Annotated in this window: 16 protein-coding genes and 1 pseudogene; 10 read left to right on the forward strand and 7 right to left on the reverse strand. The window is 41.1% G+C overall.

Going from position 1 to position 19,497, the window contains the following annotated elements; all coding sequences use genetic code 11:
• Window positions 1-107: 107 nt before the first annotated feature.
• From ACFFAP_RS16805 to ACFFAP_RS16835, 7 genes and pseudogenes are all read left to right on the forward strand, one after another.
• A pseudogene (locus ACFFAP_RS16805) lies at window positions 108-339 on the forward strand (hypothetical protein).
• Window positions 329-559 carry a hypothetical protein gene (locus tag ACFFAP_RS16810; protein ID WP_375512275.1) on the forward strand — a complete coding sequence of 77 codons (231 nt, stop codon included), beginning with the start codon at window positions 329-331 and terminating at the stop codon, window positions 557-559. Before ACFFAP_RS16805 ends, ACFFAP_RS16810 begins: the two are co-directional and overlap by 11 nt.
• Window positions 560-841: 282 nt before the next feature.
• Window positions 842-1,435: a cytochrome C gene (locus ACFFAP_RS16815; RefSeq protein WP_375512276.1), complete on the forward strand. Its 594-nt coding sequence runs from the start codon at window positions 842-844 to the stop codon at window positions 1,433-1,435.
• Window positions 1,436-1,742: 307 nt separating this feature from the next.
• On the forward strand, window positions 1,743-4,535 hold the full coding sequence (gene secA / locus ACFFAP_RS16820; RefSeq protein WP_375512277.1) for a preprotein translocase subunit SecA: 2,793 nt from the start codon (window positions 1,743-1,745) through the stop codon (window positions 4,533-4,535).
• Window positions 4,536-4,640: 105 nt separating this feature from the next.
• The gene (locus ACFFAP_RS16825) at window positions 4,641-5,099 is read left to right on the forward strand and encodes an aspartyl protease family protein (protein ID WP_375512278.1); all 459 of its coding nucleotides are present in this window, start codon (window positions 4,641-4,643) and stop codon (window positions 5,097-5,099) included.
• 95 nt (window positions 5,100-5,194) lie between these two features.
• Window positions 5,195-6,058 (forward strand): hypothetical protein, encoded by an 864-nt coding sequence (locus ACFFAP_RS16830; protein WP_375512279.1) that lies wholly within the window; start codon window positions 5,195-5,197, stop codon window positions 6,056-6,058.
• Between the two features lie 3 nt (window positions 6,059-6,061).
• Window positions 6,062-6,394: a low molecular weight protein tyrosine phosphatase family protein gene (locus ACFFAP_RS16835; RefSeq protein ID WP_375512280.1), complete on the forward strand. Its 333-nt coding sequence runs from the start codon at window positions 6,062-6,064 to the stop codon at window positions 6,392-6,394.
• Between the two features lies 1 nt (window position 6,395).
• Here ACFFAP_RS16835 and ACFFAP_RS16840 read toward each other — a convergent pair whose 3' ends face one another.
• The 4 genes from ACFFAP_RS16840 to ACFFAP_RS16855 form a co-directional block, all read right to left on the reverse strand.
• Window positions 6,396-6,653: a GNAT family N-acetyltransferase gene (locus ACFFAP_RS16840; protein WP_375512292.1), complete on the reverse strand. Its 258-nt coding sequence runs from the start codon at window positions 6,651-6,653 to the stop codon at window positions 6,396-6,398.
• Complete coding sequence (locus tag ACFFAP_RS16845) at window positions 6,654-6,884, reverse strand: hypothetical protein (RefSeq protein WP_375512281.1); 231 nt, start codon at window positions 6,882-6,884, stop codon at window positions 6,654-6,656.
• A gap of 105 nt (window positions 6,885-6,989) precedes the next feature.
• Window positions 6,990-8,594: a 2-isopropylmalate synthase gene (locus ACFFAP_RS16850; RefSeq protein ID WP_375512282.1), complete on the reverse strand. Its 1,605-nt coding sequence runs from the start codon at window positions 8,592-8,594 to the stop codon at window positions 6,990-6,992.
• 95 nt (window positions 8,595-8,689) lie between these two features.
• Window positions 8,690-9,211 carry an NYN domain-containing protein gene (locus tag ACFFAP_RS16855; RefSeq protein ID WP_041565194.1) on the reverse strand — a complete coding sequence of 174 codons (522 nt, stop codon included), beginning with the start codon at window positions 9,209-9,211 and terminating at the stop codon, window positions 8,690-8,692.
• Between the two features lie 734 nt (window positions 9,212-9,945).
• On the opposite strand from ACFFAP_RS16855, the gene ACFFAP_RS16860 reads away from it, so the two are divergent.
• A complete protein-coding gene (locus ACFFAP_RS16860) occupies window positions 9,946-12,288 on the forward strand; it encodes a CHASE2 domain-containing protein (protein ID WP_375512283.1) in 2,343 nt (780 codons plus the stop codon).
• Window positions 12,289-12,906: 618 nt separating this feature from the next.
• On the opposite strand, the gene gorA is transcribed toward ACFFAP_RS16860, so the two are convergent.
• Window positions 12,907-14,253 carry a glutathione-disulfide reductase gene (gene gorA / locus ACFFAP_RS16865; RefSeq protein WP_375512284.1) on the reverse strand — a complete coding sequence of 449 codons (1,347 nt, stop codon included), beginning with the start codon at window positions 14,251-14,253 and terminating at the stop codon, window positions 12,907-12,909.
• A gap of 373 nt (window positions 14,254-14,626) precedes the next feature.
• Here gorA and ACFFAP_RS16870 point away from each other — a divergent pair, with 373 nt between their 5' ends.
• The gene (locus ACFFAP_RS16870; protein WP_375512285.1) at window positions 14,627-14,890 is read left to right on the forward strand and encodes a type II toxin-antitoxin system ParD family antitoxin; all 264 of its coding nucleotides are present in this window, start codon (window positions 14,627-14,629) and stop codon (window positions 14,888-14,890) included.
• Window positions 14,891-14,927: 37 nt separating this feature from the next.
• On the opposite strand, the gene ACFFAP_RS16875 is transcribed toward ACFFAP_RS16870, so the two are convergent.
• A complete protein-coding gene (locus tag ACFFAP_RS16875) occupies window positions 14,928-15,194 on the reverse strand; it encodes a hypothetical protein (protein WP_375512286.1) in 267 nt (88 codons plus the stop codon).
• Between the two features lie 105 nt (window positions 15,195-15,299).
• Between ACFFAP_RS16875 and ACFFAP_RS16880 the strand changes: the two genes are divergently transcribed.
• The gene (locus tag ACFFAP_RS16880; RefSeq protein ID WP_375512287.1) at window positions 15,300-17,576 is read left to right on the forward strand and encodes a helix-turn-helix domain-containing protein; all 2,277 of its coding nucleotides are present in this window, start codon (window positions 15,300-15,302) and stop codon (window positions 17,574-17,576) included.
• Between the two features lie 195 nt (window positions 17,577-17,771).
• On the opposite strand, the gene ACFFAP_RS16885 is transcribed toward ACFFAP_RS16880, so the two are convergent.
• On the reverse strand, window positions 17,772-19,373 hold the full coding sequence (locus tag ACFFAP_RS16885) for a TROVE domain-containing protein (protein WP_375512293.1): 1,602 nt from the start codon (window positions 19,371-19,373) through the stop codon (window positions 17,772-17,774).
• Window positions 19,374-19,497: the final 124 nt, after the last annotated feature.

Consider the following 19,497-nt stretch of genomic DNA (forward strand, 5'->3'; position numbering starts at 1 on the left):
AGTCATTTTGGCAGTTTTTGACTCTTCTTTTTTCAGGCTTTGTGAGAAATCCGGGAGTGGTGGGTTCAGAGCAAGCACTGATTGCAATTTTTAATTTTATATTTTTAATTTTTAATTTCGAGAAGCGACTTGACTCTCAGGGAAACCTAGTTTTAGATGAGCCGATTCAGGGAACTACTTATCCTCATCAGGTTTGGGTGATTGTGTTGGTTCCAGAACAGGCAGAAGCAGAAGAGGTTGATCCTGATGATACACCCGTTGAGGAGAGCCTTGCAGCAAGCAAAAGCTGGTCAAATTAGACCACTTAGTGAGCTATGGGACAGGATTGATGCAGAGTGATAATGCGATTTCAATTCGATTTTCCGATGAGTTTGAGCAGGAACTTTACAGACTATCAAAGAGATTCCGCAATATTCGTTCTGATGTTCAACCGATTATTGAGCAATTACAACAAAGAAATTTTGTAGGCGATCGCATTGCAGGCATTGGTAAAGAGTATATTTTTTACAAGGTGAGAGTTCGCAACAGTAGTATCCAAAAAGGTAAGAGTGCTGGATAGCGATTGATTTATCAAGTTGAATCAGCAACGCCGTATTTTGCTACTAACGATTTATTCCAAATCTGACTGAGAAGATATTGGTGCAAATGAAATCCGAGATATTCTGGCTGATTTTTCTAGTGAGTCAGGTTAAAACTGCTAAGAGATTTTTCCTTGCAATGTTGAGAGATGCACAGACGCAGAAGGGCTTGCCAATAGGCATTGCTATCTTGCTACTGACAACGCTGGGTAAGTCCTATGATTAGCACAAACGCCACTTCTAAATATCTAGGAATGTGAGGAATGTCAATTTTTGTTAAGCGCAAAATCCGCGATCGCGAAAATCACCCGCTAAAGAGCGATCGCCTTTCGCTACAGCAAAGCGCCGAACGCCAATTCAAACGCCAATTTTTCGGTTTACTTCTGGTAATTGTAACCTGGAGCCTAGCTATGGGTTGGCTTCTAGCCTTGGCAACTAATGCCCAAAGTGCTACTCCCACCGCCGAAATTGGCACTGTTGACGTAGTGCCTGCACAGTATCAATTAGGACAAGAACTGTATTTGGAAAACTGCTCCACATGCCACATCGGCTTACCTCCAGCCGTTTTACCCACCCAAACTTGGAAAAATCTCCTGGAAGACTCGCAGCACTACGGCGCACAACTAAAGCCTTTAGTCGATCCGCCACGCATCTTGGTGTGGAAATATCTTTCGACTTTCTCCCGTGTCCAGCGAGACGACGAAGAAACACCCTATCGCCTTAATGACTCACGTTATTTCAAAGCTTTGCATCCAGGAGTGAAGTTACCACGTCCCGTTCAGCTTGGCAGCTGTGTTAGCTGTCATCAAGGCGCTAGTGATTACAATTTCCGCCGCCTGACAGCAGAATGGAAGTGAGGAGTTAAAAGTTAGGAGTTAGGAGTGAGGAGTTGAAAAATTCATAACTCATAACTCATAACTCTATTCCCCCACTCCTTCTCTGGCCCCATCTGGGGGCAAAATGATACTATGAAGAAAGACTAAATATAAGATAAGAGTTAAAACCAATCATTTAGTACACTGATTGCCTAGTTTTTCTCCTGTTTTTGAGTTAATTCTCATTTGACACCCATCTACAACCAAGACGGTTGGGTTGGGTTAAATGTTTATAATCAATGCCAAACCTTTAATTCCCATCCCCCTTGATTCAGTTCTATAATCTGCCATGCTAAAACTTTTGTTGGGCGACCCCAACGCTCGTAAGCTTAAAAAATACCAACCTTCTGTTACTGAAATTAACCTTCTAGAGGAAGAAATTAAGGCTCTTTCCGATGAAGAGTTAAAAGGTAAAACCGTCGAATTTAAACAACGGTTTGCCAAAGGCGAAACTCTGGATGACCTATTACCCGAAGCTTACGCCGTTGTCCGGGAAGCAGGACGGCGAGTCTTGGGCTTGCGGCACTTTGATGTCCAACTCCTTGGCGGTATCATTTTGCATGTAGGGCAAATTGCCGAAATGAAAACCGGTGAGGGTAAAACGCTTGTAGCAACCTTACCGAGTTATTTAAATGGCCTAACTGGTAAAGGTGTACACGTCGTCACTGTGAACGATTACCTGGCTCGTCGGGATGCTGAATGGATGGGACAGGTGCATCGATTCTTGGGGCTGAGTGTGGGGCTAATCCAGTCAACCATGACTCCCACTGAACGCCAGAAAAACTATGATTGCGATATTACTTATGTTACCAACAGCGAGGTAGGATTTGACTACCTGCGGGATAACATGGCGACATCAATGGCAGATGTGGTGCAACGCCCGTTCAATTATTGCGTGATCGACGAGGTAGACTCGATTTTAATTGATGAGGCGCGGACACCGCTAATAATTTCTGGGCAGGTGGAAAGACCTACAGAAAAGTATCTGCAAGCAGCTGAAATCGCATTCACACTCAAAAAAGATGAGCATTATGATGTGGATGAAAAAGCTCGTAACGTGCTTTTGACAGATGAAGGCTTTGCTGAATCCGAAAATCTTTTGGGAGTCACAGATTTATTTGACCCAGAAGATCCTTGGGCGCACTTTATTTTCAATGCAATTAAAGCCAAAGAACTTTTCCTCAAGGACGTAAATTACATCGTCCGTAATGGCGAAGTGGTAATTGTGGATGAATTTACCGGTCGGGTGCTACCCGGACGGCGTTGGAGTGATGGACTACACCAGGCGATTGAAGCCAAAGAACACGTAGAAATTCAGCCAGAAACTCAAACTCTAGCGACAATTACTTATCAAAATCTGTTCTTGCTGTATCCAAAACTCGGTGGAATGACCGGAACGGCAAAAACGGAAGAACCGGAATTTGAAAAAATTTACAAATTGGAAGTCGCGGTAATTCCTACCAACCGGGACAGAAGACGCGAAGATTTGTCTGATATGGTCTTTAAGACAGAACCAGGCAAGTGGGGTGCGATCGCTAGAGAATGTGCCGAAATGCACGAACTCGGCAGACCTGTATTAGTAGGAACCACTAGTGTGGAAAAATCCGAACTTCTGAGTCGGCTGCTGAAGGAATTGGCAATTCCCCACGAATTACTCAACGCCCGACCCGAAAACGTCGAGCGTGAGGCGGAAATCGTCGCCCAAGCTGGACGAAAAGGTGCTGTTACCATTGCTACTAATATGGCAGGTAGAGGTACAGACATCATCTTGGGTGGGAACTCTGAATACATGGCACGTCTGAAGCTGCGGGAATACTTCATGCCCCGGATCGTCATGCCAGAAGATGAAGATAGCTTTGGCGTTCAAAGACCAACCGGATTGCCTACAGGACATGGTGGTGGTCAAGGCTTTGTCCCTGGTAAAAAAGTCAAAACTTGGCGGGCTTCGCCAGAAATTTTCCCCACTCAGTTGACAAAAGAAACAGAAAAACTACTCAAAGATGCAGTAGAAATTGCGGTGCGTGAATATGGCGATCGCAGTTTATCGGAACTGGAAGCAGAAGACAAGGTAGCTATAGCCGCAGAAAAAGCTCCCATCGATGATCCTGTAATCCAGAAATTGCGGTCAGCTTACAACCGCGTTAAGCAAGAATATGAACAATTTACTACCCGCGAACACAATGAGGTAGTAGAAATCGGCGGTTTGCACGTCATTGGTACAGAACGCCATGAATCACGGCGGATTGACAACCAGTTGCGCGGACGTGCAGGAAGACAAGGCGACCCTGGAACCACAAGATTCTTCCTCAGTTTAGAGGATAACCTACTGCGGATTTTTGGTGGCGATCGCGTTGCTGGGTTAATGAATGCCTTCCAAGTGGAAGAAGATATGCCCATCGAATCTGGGATGCTCACCCGCAGTTTGGAAGGCGCACAGAAAAAAGTTGAAACCTACTACTACGATATTCGTAAGCAGGTATTTGAGTATGACGAGGTGATGAACAATCAACGTCGTGCTATTTACGCTGAACGTCGCCGGGTGTTAGAAGGTCAAGACTTGAAAGAACAGGTAATCAAGTATGCTGAAAAAACGATGGATGACATCGTTGACTACTATATCAACGTAGACTTGCCCTCGGAAGAGTGGGAGTTAGAAAAGCTGGTTGAGAAAGTTAAAGAATTCGTCTATCTGCTAGCAGATTTGCAACCAAATCAATTAGAGGATATGTCGGTCAGCGAGATTAAAGCCTTCCTCCACGAACAGGTGCGAATTGCTTATGACCTAAAAGAAGCGCAGATTGACCAAGTTCAACCCGGACTTATGCGCCAAGCTGAACGGTTCTTTATCTTGCAACGCATTGATACATTGTGGCGAGAACACCTGCAACAAATGGATGCCTTACGCGAATCAGTAGGATTACGTGGTTATGGGCAAAAAGACCCACTGATTGAGTATAAGAGCGAGGGTTATGAACTCTTCTTGGATATGATGATCAACATCCGCCGAGACGTGGTGTACTCGTTGTTCATGTTCCAGCCGCAGCCGCAGCAGATGGTGCAGGCTTCGTCTGAGATGGTGTAAGTAGGGAATATCTCATGCAGAGACGCAGAGGCGCAGAGAGTGCTTTTGCGTCTTTGTGTTCTAAGGCATCTCTCAAAAATATTTTGTTTTCAGGAGTTTGCTGAAATGGGTAAGCTGGTACTGCCAAATCTTCAGGGTAAGCAAATGGGACAAGTAATAGTTACCCTCACTGTCACGAATCGAATTGATCAAGTTTTGGCACAGCGCGGCTTTATTTCTTCGGGGGAAGTTCGCTCTTATACTCTGGATGATGTTTTAGTTGATACGGGTGCAACATTGCTGTGTTTACCTGCTAGCATTATTAGTCAACTAGGTTTAGTCCAAGGTGGAGAAGCCCAGGTAGAGACTGCTGCTGGAGTGCAGCAGGGGCGGATTTTCCGAGATGTTGAACTTAGTATTGCAGAGCGTCAAGGAACCTTTGATTGTTTGGAACTCACAGAAGTACCCTATGCGCTTTTGGGTGTAACACCAATGGAAGTTTTAGGGTTAGAACCAGACCTTAAAAATCGTAGGTTACGGGTTTTACCGATGAATTCTGAGCAAACTTATCTGAGTGTATTGTAAGCGATCGTATGTTTTATGCTGAAAGCAGGTACTCAGTTTTTCCGGTATCTGTTATAACCGATAATTAAGTTATGCCTCTATTAAGAGTAGATTATATGGCAGAAAACATTGATTATGAGCAAATTTATCAACTGACATTCCGTAAACAATGGGCTGAGTTATTGGAGCTTGTTTATAAGTATTCTAAATTTGCTTCTTCAGATGAATTAGTTAAAAGAGCAGTAAATACTTTTGAAAATGAGTTTTTTGGAGAATTAGATAAAGGAATTGCAAAGGATGATATTGAAACTGTATTAGAAAATCTATTTCTACTTCATAAAGGTAAAATTTATAATTTAACAGAAGATAGAGCTATTACAGTCGTTGTTGAGTTGGTCAATATATATAGAAATAAAGGCTTACTCCTTGAAGCATATAATTATGCTAAATTTTATCCTAAACAGGAAATATGTGCTGAAGTAATTAAGCTGCACCAGGAATCATTACCCAAAGTTGTAGAACATTCTCAAAGTGAGCAAATAAAGGTAACAGAAAATAAAAATATAGCTAATGTAAAATATACTACCAGCCTCTTTAAATCTCATCAAGAGATGGAATTTTTCATGGCTGTTAGGGAAAACTTTCAAATGTTTGTAGTTTATCCTAATGTTGCATTAAGTTGTTTAATTAACTTTGACAAAATTAAGAGTAATTTGTCCCAAGAAGAGAGGAGCTTCTTTTTTAGAGGAGTTGTAGATTGTGTTGTATTTGATCAACATGAAAGCTATAAACCAATTAAATTTTTTGAGTTAGATAGCTCTTATCATGATTCGCCTGAACAAAAACTAAGAGATAGTTATAAGGATAAGATTTTGGCGTTGGCTGGACAAACACTTTATAGGATTAGAAAGGCCTCAGATAATCAGGGGAGGGCAGAATTCATGAAACTAATAAGAGAAATAGTAAATATTACATATTAATTAATGAAAAAGCTCTTATTTATCTGTAGCCAGAATAAGTTGCGAAGTCCCACCGCCGAGGCTGTGTTTTCTGAATATGATGGACTTGAAACGGACTCGGCAGGTTTGGATCGCTATGCCCAAGTACCAGTTTCAACGGAAGCTATTATCTGGGCTGATATTATCTTTGTGATGGAGAAGTCACATAAAAATAAGCTATCGAAAAATTTTCAGCCCTTTCTTAAAGATAAAAAAATTATCTGTTTAGATATACCAGATGAATATGAGTACATGGAACCAGCTTTAATCGAATTATTAAAACAGAAAGTGCTATCCATATTAAAAATTAAAAAATGAGCTAACTTTTGGGAGATAAATCTAATTGCATTACATTCCCTTCAGAGAAACCGAGGCTGGAGTAAACTGGTTTACCCGATGGTGAGGCGTTAAGAAGCACTCGCGTGCAACCGATCGCTTTTAAATATTCAATTGCTCTATTAGTTAGGCATTTAGCAATGCCTTGTCTGCGGTAAGATTGTTCAACATAAACGCCCCAAATATATCCAAATTTGCGGTATTCATCTTTGAAAACATTTGGGTATAAACCTGCAAACAGTTAACAACTTGCAGAACCGACAACTGTATTATCAACCTCTGCAACAAAAGCCTTGTAAAACAAATCTCGACGCGCCTCTTCTATGAATTTGAGGGTAATATTTTGCCAATCAAGATCGATATTACTCTCATGAACACCAATATCTAGCCACATTTGGTAAGAGTGTTTTGCAATCAGTGAGTCTTCTATGGTGGTGGCTTCTCTGATAGTGATATGTTTTTCTGTCAGCATAATTTTCCAACAAATTTTCGGAACTCACACTTAACTCCTCCCCAAAATTGGGAAGGAGTTTTTTCGCATCAGTTAAAAACAAGGTACGGTGCTTGTATTATGATTTCAGACTTTCTGTGCAGATACTTCCTCTGGCTTTTCTTGCCTTTGCAACGCAGAATACAGCCGATTGAGCGCATTTACATAAGCTTGCGCGGATGCCACGATGATATCTGTGTTCGCTGCATGACCAGAAAACACTTTAGATTCATAACGTAAACGAATCGTGACTTCTCCAATGGCATCAATACCGGCTGTTACTGACTGCACAGAAAACTCAATCAACTCGTTGGGCACATTCACCACACGGTTGATGGCTTTGTAAACTGCATCCACTGGCCCAGTACCGATCGCAGCATCGGTTAATTCTTCACCGTCTGGGGTACGCAAGGTAACTGTAGCTGTAGGACGGGCGTTGCTACCACAGGAAACTTGCACCAACTCTACCCGGAACAAATCGGGTGCTTGTTGGATTTCATCGTTAACGATCGCTTCCAAATCCCAATCAGAAATTTCTTTCTTTTTATCTGCTACTTCTTTGAATCTGACGAATGCTTTATTTAATTCAGTATCTGACAGTTCAAAGCCTAATTCTTTCAACCGGGTGCGGAAAGCATTTCTGCCGGAATGTTTGCCCAAAACTATTTGATTGTCTGTCAAGCCAATCAATTGGGCATCCATAATTTCGTAGGTGAGCTTATTTTTTAACACACCATCTTGGTGAATCCCAGACTCATGAGCAAAGGCATTCGCCCCAACGATCGCTTTATTTGGTTGTACTAACATTCCCGTCAAATTAGAAACTAAGCGTGAGGTTTTGTAAATTTGCCGAGTCTCGATATTTGTCAGGGATTCTTGAGATTCCTCTGGTCTTCCGAGATAGGGATTAAAATATTCTCGCCGCACATGCAGCGCCATTACCAATTCTTCTAGTGAGGCATTTCCGGCGCGTTCGCCAATCCCATTGATAGTACATTCTAGTTGGCGTGCGCCATTTTTCACGGCTTCTAAGAAGTTAGCAACTGCCAAGCCTAAATCATTATGACCGTGAACGGAAATAATCGCTTGGTCGATATTGGGGACATTTTCGATAATCCCCTTAATGATTGCTCCAAATTCGCTAGGGGTTGTGTAACCGACAGTATCGGGAATATTAACTGTTGTTGCACCAGCTGCGATCGTTCGTTCTAACACTTGGTAAAGAAATTCTGGATCGGAACGAGCCGCATCCATCGGTGAAAATTCTACATCTGTCATGAAAGACTTGGCATAAGCTACCATTTCTTCTGCGATCGCTAGCACTTCTGCCCGTGACTTCCGCAACTGATACTCTAAATGTATATCAGAAGTGGAAATAAATGTGTGAATTCTGGCGTTAACTGCTGGTTTTAATGCTTCTGCGGCTGCTTCAATATCTGCTTTAATCGCTCTTGCCAAACTGCAAATTACCGGGCCATTTTCTGTCCCCACAATTTTGGCAATCTTGCTGACTGCTTCAAAATCTCCGGGACTAGCAAAGGCAAAGCCTGCCTCAATTATATCCACACCCAGACGCGCCAGTTGCTTGGCAATAACTAGCTTTTCGTCTATATTCAGAGTTGCTCCTGGACATTGCTCTCCATCTCGCAGTGTAGTATCAAAAATGATGATTCGATCTGTTTTGTTTGTCATTTGCGCTTTGTTGTTTAGTTTTTACTTGTAGCTCAATATATCTTCAACCTTAGTTTTTCTTTTACTCTTACCTTTGTAAATAATTGCTAAGACTATTAACCTTCGGTTTTTTCTATTTGATCTCTGATATCATTTAAATCTATATATCTGTCAGTAGCATTCCGTAGTTCTCTAGCTATCATTCCTTCTGTCGATACTACAGTAATATGTGTATTTTTTGAGCGTAATAGTTCGATTGCTCTTTCAAAATCTCCATCGCCACTGAATAATACTACTCGGTCATACTGGTCTACTGTATTAAACATATCTACAACAATTTCAATATCTAAATTCGCTTTTTGCGAGTAACGACCAGAAGTATCATCATAATATTCTTTAAGAATTTTAGTTCTGACTGTATATCCTAGACTAATGAGAGCATCTCTAAAACCTCGCTGATCTTGTGGGTCTTTTAAGCCAGTGTACCAGAATGCATTAATTAATGTTGTCTCTGATTGCTCATGTTTGAAGTATTCTAAAACTCGCCGAGGGTCAAAAAACCAGCCATTTTTTTGTTGAGCATAGAACATATTGTTTCCGTCTACAAAAATAGACAGACGATTCATTGGAGAACCCATACAAATTTACACCTAATAATATAAATGAATTTAGATGGAACAATAGATTATAGCAATTTTCAAATGCCTTGTTTGCTAATATCTATAAAGTAACTCTTCATCTGTAGCTTTTATCCTACCTCTTTCAAGGCATAAAAACGCCTGCAACATTGGAGTTGAGATACTAGGTGCTAAACCTTATTCACCTCCGGCACTGCAAGAGCCACTCTCTGATCAAAATCTACCAATAAAATTGAACTAGTAACAGCATTCATAACTGTATAACATTAAAGTTTACTCTTAAAGAGGTATGACATAGGCTTAGGGTAGGATATGACTTGATGCCTATCTATAGGTTTTGCTTTCAGTTTAAGGACACGCTTTGTGGGGAGTACCAATATTGCGCCAAAGACAGAAGACAGACTTGGGACAGCTTCTGGTAAAAGCCCAGTTAAGAGTGTACTGATTGGTTAGGTTAGGGTAAAATACCGCCGCAACTAAGTACAGAGACGAAGTATATCTGGCTATGATCTGTGAGACAATCACTAGTTGTAACTCATTCAACAGAAAAATAATAATTTAGACTTAAGTAGGAATCTCTGGGGGCTACCTTTGCCAATAAAAGTTTGTTGATGAATAGAAGATACTTTACAAATGTATAAGATTGTCATTTAAGTCTTATTTCAATGTGCTTGTACTAAAACGTGGTCTGAATAAATAAAAGTGTTGGACTTAAATCAATCGAGTAACACGATATGGCAGAAGAACCTACATCTACCTTAACTAAAAACTATGTCTCTGCTGCCAATAGACACTCAAGTAAACCGACAAAAGTAACGTCAACAGCATCGGCTCGTCAGTCTAGGTGGATGCTTCGCTTAGGTCATCTCCTCGCTGGCGGTTGGGTAATGGGTGCAGCAGTGCTGAGTGCTTCTGGTGGGGAATTGGTTCAATTGATGGAAAATAAAGCGCTTTCTGCCTTTTTTCAACTGCGTGGGCCGATTTTGCCCCCAGAAGACATCGTAATTTTAGCAATAGACGATCAGTCAATATCAGTTCCCGAACAGTACTATAAAACAAATCCGAAACAGTATGCCTACTTAGAAACATTGAAATCTTATCCTTATAAACGGGCTGCTTATGCTCAGGTAATCACAAAGTTAATGAAAGCAGGTGCCCGCTCTGTAGCGGTGGATGTCGTTTTTGACACCCCAAGCAGCTATGGAGGTACTGACGATCGCCAACTCCAGGTAGTATTACAAAAATATGGCAGCAAAGTTACCTTAGCAGCCGTCTACGAAAATTCCCAGATGCGGCAAGGGTCTTTTATGCAACTGATTGACCCACAACAGATGTTTCGTACAGGGTCTGTGTCCATTGGCTCAGTTAATTTCCCCCTGGAGGTAGATGGTAAAGTTCATCGATTGGGGAGTGAGTTTTCTAAGTTGTTAGGTGAAGATAATTTGCTCGAGAAGCTACCCTCTTTTGATGAAGCAGCACTGAGGGCAGCACAAGTAAATTATCCGCGACCAAAGGGCGATCGCATTCATTTTTGGGGTTCTGCGGGTACATTTGAGCAAATCCCCTTTTGGCATGTACTCGACCCGGAAAACTGGAACACCTATTTGCAGCAAGGAAAGGTCTTCAAAGACAAGATAGTGCTGATTGGTGCAACAGATAAGTTACACAATGATTATTATCCAGTCGCTGCCAGCAACAGGACTAAACCTATGTCGGGCGTAGAAATTCACGCCAATGCAATCGCAACTTTGATGTCAGGTAAAGCGATCGCCCCAGGAATTAACAGTCTACCGTTGCGGGGTTTGTTTGTGCTAATTATAGTTGGCAGTACAGCCTTGATGATTACCAGACGCAAGCGGAGTATCAATAGATTTCTCTATAGCCTAGCCCTGTCTGGCACTTGGGTAGGAATTAGTTATGGGTTATTTGTTCATGGTCAGTTAATTTTTCCCACTACTGTACCAATGATTGCGATCGCTATGATTGGATGTTGCTATCTGGGAACCTCAGTGATCAGAGAAAGTATCAGAAAACGCCAATTATTAGACATATTTCAGAAGTATAAAACTTCCGCCGTTGTCCAAGAGATTATCAGCCAGCAAGATGATTTGCAAGACCTAATCCAGCAACGAGATTTAGCCTTATCAGGAAAAGTCCTGGCTCGACGCTATAGAATTGTCAAAGTTCTCGGTTCCGGTGGATTTAGTGAAACCTACATTGCCGAAGATACCCAACGTCCTGGGAATCCGCGATGTGTTGTCAAACAACTAAAACCAGCCAACACCAAACCAGAAGCCTTGCAACTTGCCAGACGTTTATTTAATTCAGAGGCGCAAACACTCGAAAAATTGGGAATAAACCCCCAAATTCCGCAACTTTTGGCGTATTTTGAAGAAGATGAAGAATTTTATTTAGTACAAGAACAGATCATTGGTCATCCTTTAAATCAAGAATTGCCAGCAGGCAGAGCAATTGATGAAATTGCAGCAATCAAAATTGTCAGGGACTTATTGCAAACATTAACATTTATCCATAAAAACAATGTGATTCACCGGGATATTAAGCCCAGCAATATCATCCGCCGACATTCAGATGGTAAACTGATCCTGATTGACTTTGGAGCCGTCAAAGAAGTTAGTACAAAACAACTCGATCATCAAGAGCAAAGCCCTTTCACCATTGGTATTGGTACTCAGGGTTATGCACCAAGCGAGCAATGTTTTGGGCGTCCACACTATAGTAGTGATATCTATGCAGTCGGCATGGTTGGGATTAAAGCCTTAACTGGTATGGCACCCCGTGAGCTACCTAGAGATGCTGATGGAGAAATAAAATGGAGCGATCGCACCCAAGTGAGTCACTCCCTCGCTAAGATTCTCAGTAAAATGGTGCTGGATGATTTCAAACAGCGATATCAGTCTGCATCAGAGGCTCTTGAGGATCTTGAAGCTTTTGAGGATGTTGTAAATTTCCAAACCAGATACCCCATGCTACAGAATGACTCATTAATGAATACTTTAGATGACTTAGGCGCTCCCACAAAATCTTGCTCAGAAGCATCCTCAGAAACTACTTGAGAAGCTAAAACACATCTAACTTGCATATCAAAATTTTATCAATATCTTGTGGGGTGGCCCGAAAAGCCCGCCCTGATTATGCAACTTAACCCTCTTGTGTCACTCTGGGAAAACTTTTGCCTTTTCTGAATTCTAAAGCTTTTGTATACGAAGCGATGGCTTTGCCCGCCGCAGGCATCGCAAGATTTTTTCTTAGTAAAAAATACAATAACCAAGTTTTTATAATAGGATAGCTTGTACTGATTGACTGATAAAGCTTCTAGAAATTGCCCTCCCGGAAAGTGACACAAGAGGTTAAATGCCGATTAGCTTATCATGTCCGCCAAATTACCCATAATAAAAGAACCCCACCCCCAACCCCTCGCCTTGCAGGGAACTCGGGGCCCTCTCTGGGTATTAGCGGCAGGGAGACAAAGCGTAGCTTTGGCTCTTTGGGGTTATTCGGCTTTAATAAGCAATCAAGCTGACATATCATGTTCGACTTAATACTTAATCAAAAGCGAGCAAAGCGTGGCAATGCTAAATCGTTGCGATTGTTTCATTCCACTTCGTTGCATTCGCAATGACATATAGTAAGTAATTTGCCGAACTTGATATCGCTCAGTTCTGCATATAATTTTAAGTTAACGACAAAAATTCTTCTCCTGTCGTGGGATGAATGCCTATAGTTTCATCCAAGTCTTCCTTGGTAATGCCCTTGCGAATTGCCACACCCAGACTTTGAATGATATCTGCTGCATGTTCACCCACCATGTGAGCGCCCAAAACTTGCCCAGAATCACCATTTAACACTAACTTTATAGTGGTTGGCTCATCCTGTTCGATTAGCTGATACAACAGTGGTTGGAACTGGGTGCAGTAGCATTGTACAGATTCACCAAATTTTTCCCGTGCTTTCGCCTCCGTCATTCCCACGCTAGCCGCTTCTGGACGACAAAAAACAGCAGTGGGCACATAATCATAATTTAGTTTTTGCGCCTTGTTGCCAAAAACTGTATCGGCAAAGGCAATACCTTCTGCCTTAGCTACTGGAGTCAATTGCACGCGGCTAGTGCAATCACCCACAGCAAAAATGTTTTCTTGGCTGGTGCGGCTGTATTCATCTACTTTGATTGCACCATCTTCGCTAAGTTCAACATGGGCATTTTCCAAACCAAGATTCTTGGTATTTGGAGCGTAACCTGTGGCAACTAAGATGGTATCTGCTGTAATTATTTCTTGACTCTCACCAGTAATAGTCAACAAGAAACCTTCTTCTGAGAATTTAATTTCACCAACAGTGCTATTGGTGAATAACTTAATTTTGCGTTTAATCAAACCCTGTTGTACAGCAGAGCGAATATCATCATCAAACCCCGATAAAATCATCCCGTCTTTTTCAATCACCGTCACTTCGCAGCCAAAAGCCTGCATCATGCTGGAAAATTCTACGCCAATGTAGCCACCGCCAATAATTACTAAACGTTTGGGCAGATAGGGTAGCTGAAACATCTCACGGGATGTGATAGCGTATTCTATACCTGGGATATTGGGCTTGAGGGGTTGCCCTCCCACAGCAATTAAAATTTTGTCGGCTGTAACTTTGCGTCCATCAATATTGATAGTATGGGTATCGATGAAAGTGACATGTTGAGAAATTAATTCAATTCCAGCTTTTTGCAATTGCTGAAAATACGACTGATTAATTCTGTCAATATGCTGATGTACTGACTGAATAAATAATGTCCAGTCAAAGTATGTTTGACAGTCACTCCACCCATAACTGTGCGCTATTTGATTTTGCAGGGCGAAGTCAGCAGCGTAGACAATCAGTTTTTTCGGAACACAACCGCGATTTACACAAGTCCCACCGACGGATTCTTGTTCGGCAATAGCGACACGTACACCGTAACTAGCTGCTTTTTTAGCTGCTGCCAATCCCCCAGGCCCAGCACCAATGACAAACAAATCGTAATCAAATGTCATAAAAATCTGTTCCTTTTTCACTTTTTGGAAAGCAGAGCTATTTCATAACTTATAATGATTCACACAAAACTTAATCTACTGTCTTTGGGTGGACAATTTGGGATGAAACCAGGCTGATATGTAGCAGATTGCTGCATTAATAGCAATTACATGCAAAAGGAACAGCGATCGCTCGATTATTACTAAGTTATATTACATTATGTTGCTAAAGAAGCATCGTGTCTATTCTACAAGAGGTAGATGTTTACGATCGCATCGGGCGGGTATGCGATCGCACTTTTGATCCAAAGCATATAAATAACAGCTTAATCTTCAGTTACAATCTCACCTGAGACTAAAATAGTTATGGAAAAGCACCCTTGTAAATAAATCTATGAATGTGTTCTTAAATCCAGAGATAGAGCAATTCATCCAAACTCAGATTGAAAGTGGTAAGTATGCTTCGCCAGAGGAAGTAATTGTTGATGCTCTCAAGGTGTTTGCAGCAAAAGGTCACATTGAAGCACCAGTGCAGGTAAAAACACCCGAAGAATTGTGGTGGCCTCCTGGTTTTTTTGAACAGACGGCTGGTTGCCTGCAAGATGATCCTCTAGTGAGATACCGACTCGGTTTAATATTTGAACAGAGTCACCCCTAAGAGCTTTGCGATCGCACTTGGAGCAACAACTTTTACCTTATCCCCCAATTTGTAGAGGGTTGAGGCTGTAAACCCGCCATTTATTTTTTCGCAGGTGTAAAAAAACCAAAATTGAGGAACGCCAGAGATGGGGTTTACTCCTAATTTTGTATAACTCTTGGCGTGAAATACCAAAGTGATGCTCTAGCTGATCAGTTGACCATTCATAGGATTCAACGACTGTAAAAGCTGGTTGCCAACCGTGCAAAGTTTTTTTAAGCAACTCAAGTTGAATCGCTTCTTGCTGTAAGTTATTGTGACGCATATTAAATTATCCCTGGACTTATCGGTTTACTTGCTATTCACTAGTTTTATTCCTCTTCTAAAATTTGAATACTTGTAGTTGTGCAACTAGTTGAACGTGCAACGGTTGAACAAGCTTGCTCATAGAGGTTTATCCGCAGTGTCAAGAGCTAAAAAGAATAAGGAAGCTGGAGAGGCATTTAAAAAATTACTTAAACAAAAAGAGTTCAGCCAATACAAGCTAGAACAAGCGACTGGTCTGGATAAAAGTCTGATCAGCAAGATTGCTAACGGCTATACTGCTAGTCCCAAACCAGCAACACTTCAAAAAATAGCCAATGCATTGGGGGTTGAACTGGGTGAACTAACAAGGATATTTGCTCAATCAACTGTACAATCTCAGCACTCAGCCATAAATCCTCAGCCTCAAGAGTCAGTCTCTGAAATACCAATATCCAACAATCCTGATTTTGTGGGGCGTGAGGAAGCGATCGCACACCTCAATAACCTTGTTAACGAAGGTGCAAAGGTTATCCTAATTCATGCAGAGGGCGGTATAGGTAAAACAACGTTGGCTACAAAATGGTTTGAGCTTCAAGGTTTAGAATATCTTGAACTGCGTGTAGGAAGCACACCCCAGAACCTGAACTCAGTAGAAGATTGGGTAAGAATCAAGCTCATAAATTACTTTAAAGTAAATCCAGAGCAAAATTTTATTGCTATGCTGGAGCAATTGAAAATTCAGCTAAAGACTAGAAAAGTTGGTGTTTTAATTGATAATCTTGAACCTGCTTTAATAAATGGCGAATTTATAGAACCATATCATAGCTATTATCTAGAACTATTAACCGTACTAGCTCATAAAAGTGTACATTCGGTAACGCTTATCACAAGCCGTGAGCAAATTTATGACTATACAGTAAAACGCCTTCAAACTTTTACTAATTATGAGTTGGATGGATTGAAGCAAGAGTCATGGCAACAGTATTTTAAAAGTTGCGAAATTAGTATAGATGATAATGCTCTTGGTGAAATGCATCAAGCCTATGGCGGAAATGCTGAGGCTCTGGTTATCCTTAGTCCTGAGATTGTCAAAGAAGCTCAAGGGAATTTAAAAGTTTACTGGCAGGAAAACTGTGAAGATATATTAAGACATCCAACTCTTAAACAACTTGTTCAATATCAATTAGATAAGCTTAAAAATAATAATTTACAAGCCTATCAACTAGTTTGCCGTTTAGGGATTTACCCTAATCAAGATATTACTGTTCCAAAAGAATGGCTGTTTTGTTTACTTTGGGACGTACCAGTAAATCGGAGGCAAAGAGTGATTGATGCTTTAATAGAACGTTCTCTTGTAAAGATAAATAATTATGGTTACTACTTGCATCCAGTTATTCGGACAGCAACAATAGAAAATTTAATTTCAATAAATGAATTGCATGATAAAAAGTTATTATTAATCAAACATGAAATTGAGCAATCGATTAGTCTATTATATAATTTGCAGTATTTACTTAATTTAATAAACAAAAAGTTTTCTAGAGTATCTCGATACTATACGAAAGCTGGCTTCAGAGCTTTTTATTTGGGCTTTTTTATTGTCTATAATCTTGGTGAATGCTCCAACTTCGCACAATATAGTGATAGATATTACTGCGAACTTGCTTGTATTCTTGAACACGCTTTTGCAGTATACTGTAAAATACAATTAAAAGATACTGAAAAACTAGGTAAACTCTTAGCAAACTTTATTAAAGAAAAATACACTGACTTTATAATTGATTATTTCAATAAAAATAAAGAAGAGTTACAAAAATCTATTATTAGAGAATATAAAAAAATTGATCGGCAAGTCATATCATTAAAAATGATTGAAATAATAATTGAACACTTTGGCATTGAATTATCGAATTTTTGTGAAATAAACATAAACAGATTAATCCTATATGATATAGATATAATTGCTAATTTACTTGGCGAAATAATACTTAATCTGGAAACCATCAAACTAGATAAAACTTTACTTACTAAAAATAATCGAGTTAATACACTCAGAGTTATTAGCTCAGGAATTAGTGAAGCTCTTAGTCAAATCGAGGTTTACACTGATGCATATAGGTTAAAAACTATTTTCAAGAAAACATCTGAATACTTAATAAACCCAGATAAAATGCCAGAGTATGGACTTTACTTCTGTATAAGAGAAACAGATAGTAATATTTTAAAATTGCAATTAACTGAAGAAGAGAAAACGCGATTAAAAAATTACTATGATACTAATAAATTGTTGATTTATTCTTTAAAGCAGAATATTTATGTATCTCATGAGGTGCGATCGCACATCGAAGACACCCTACTCTTACCCATCGCTGAAATAGAAAAACGACCATTCAAAAATTAAATCGCCTTCTTCTTTGCGTGAGGTAAAAATTAAAAACAAAGGCGGGTGCGGGGTTTGAACCCGCTAATCCCCACAATGGTGGAGACGTAACCGATAACCCTAAATTCTTCGGCCCCGAAAGGCAAGTTGCGAACAGGGATAACCCGCCATGAAGCATGAAGGATAAAGTGTTCATCCTTTACCCTTCAGCAATATCTACAACTCATCCGTAGCCAGCATCTGGATGATCCGAGGCGTACCCGGATCAAACCCTGCCAAATCCCAAGACAGCGAATCTTCAGGATCTACCAAAGTAATCTGATAAGGTGTCAACGTGACATACACTGCCTTGACGTTAGGATTTACCTTTTTGCGGTATTCCTTCAGCGCTTGACTTGGATGCTTATTTCCCGCCCAGCTTTCCGAGTCAGTCCAAAAGCAGACAACATCTGCCTTGAACTTATTCTTAATCATCCAGTCGTAAGCCACAGATGCATCAGTTCCACCGAAGTTTTGGTTGCTAGCTTTGCGAACCGCAGAACTGAAACTATCTTTGGCGGTGATACCTAATTCCCGGAATTCCGTAGCAAAGCCGCGAATCATGTAGTTTTTCTCTGCTTTTGCTGTTACCAGTGCCATTGTAGTGGCAATTTCACAACAACTTAGTCCCATATCTGCAACCAAGCTACCCATAGAACCAGAAACATCCACGGCGTGCATGAAAACTTTACCTGTGGGTTGCACAACATCAAAAGACAGTTCAACCGCCTTTTCTAATATGTCTACAATCCGAGGTACTGGATTCCAAGTTTTCTTACTGCGTCCTAATGTTCCACCAGATTGATAAGTTTTGAGTGCTTTCAAAACATCAATCGGATGGATGCGACCTTTACGCAGATGTTCTCTACGATTAAGAACTGCTTCTACTTGCAGCAAATTGGCGCTTTCATCAGCTCGCAACACACCCAGTTCAGTTAAAGAACCCAAGTTACGCAGCATTGCACCTATTGGCATTTCCTGAAATAGTAGCTGCCAAGCAAGCTTATCCATTTTGCCCACAGGTGCAGCCATTTCGTGGGTTAAGCGTCCTTGGGAAATAGCTTCATGGGTTTGGGTAGGATTCCGCTTCAGCCACTCATACCACCAAATCTGCGCCAACGCTTCTGAGGGGATATCTGCTGGCAATTCTTCCCAGCCTCTAACTACCCACTGAAATAATTGACGGTGATTTTCTGTAGGCGGTTTGACATGGAACAACCGCAATGCATCTCGGTGGGAGAAGCCTTGACGCTGTTGATATTTCAACAGTTGATAAGCCAAGGCCTTGACATCTTCCCTTGAGAGCCAAGTTTTGCCAGCTTCCCGTACAACTTTGCCAAATCCCCGCAGAGATTTGGTGTAGTTCAACCATTCGTAGAAATGGCTACCAGTGCGGACAACTTGCGGGAAGATTTCACCAAACGCTTGTTTTGCTTGTGGTGCTTCACCCATCGACAGCAACACCAAAGCTAAGATAGGCGCACTGTTATTGATGGCGCGTCCATCGCTAGCATACAGAATTTCTTCTGCTACACGGCTGGGATTTTCGGCAACAGCTTGTCTGACAACTGTCACAAAATCCTCAGTTAATTCCTGTTTACCAGCGTAATAAGTGCTTTTTGCTGTGCCAACCAAGAGACAACGGCGCAGCATCTTCCAAATACCAGCATCAAACATCCAACCGCCGGAACGTCCCTGAACCATTTCTGCTTCCCGTCCGGGGATAGGCTGATTTTGAGGTGTAGTAGTCTTCTTGTTAGCGAAAAAATTGTAATTCATGGCTTCATCTCCCGGCCCTTGCGGGCAAAAATGAAAGGTGGCAGGGCAGGATTTGTAGCTTGCTTCCCGTAGGGTACCTGCGACATCCGGCTTAAGAGGCGATAACCCTAATTCGTCGGCCTTT

It is taken from the genome of uncultured Nostoc sp. (genome assembly GCF_964245575.1).
Classification (GTDB): Bacteria; Cyanobacteriota; Cyanobacteriia; order Cyanobacteriales; family Nostocaceae; genus Nostoc.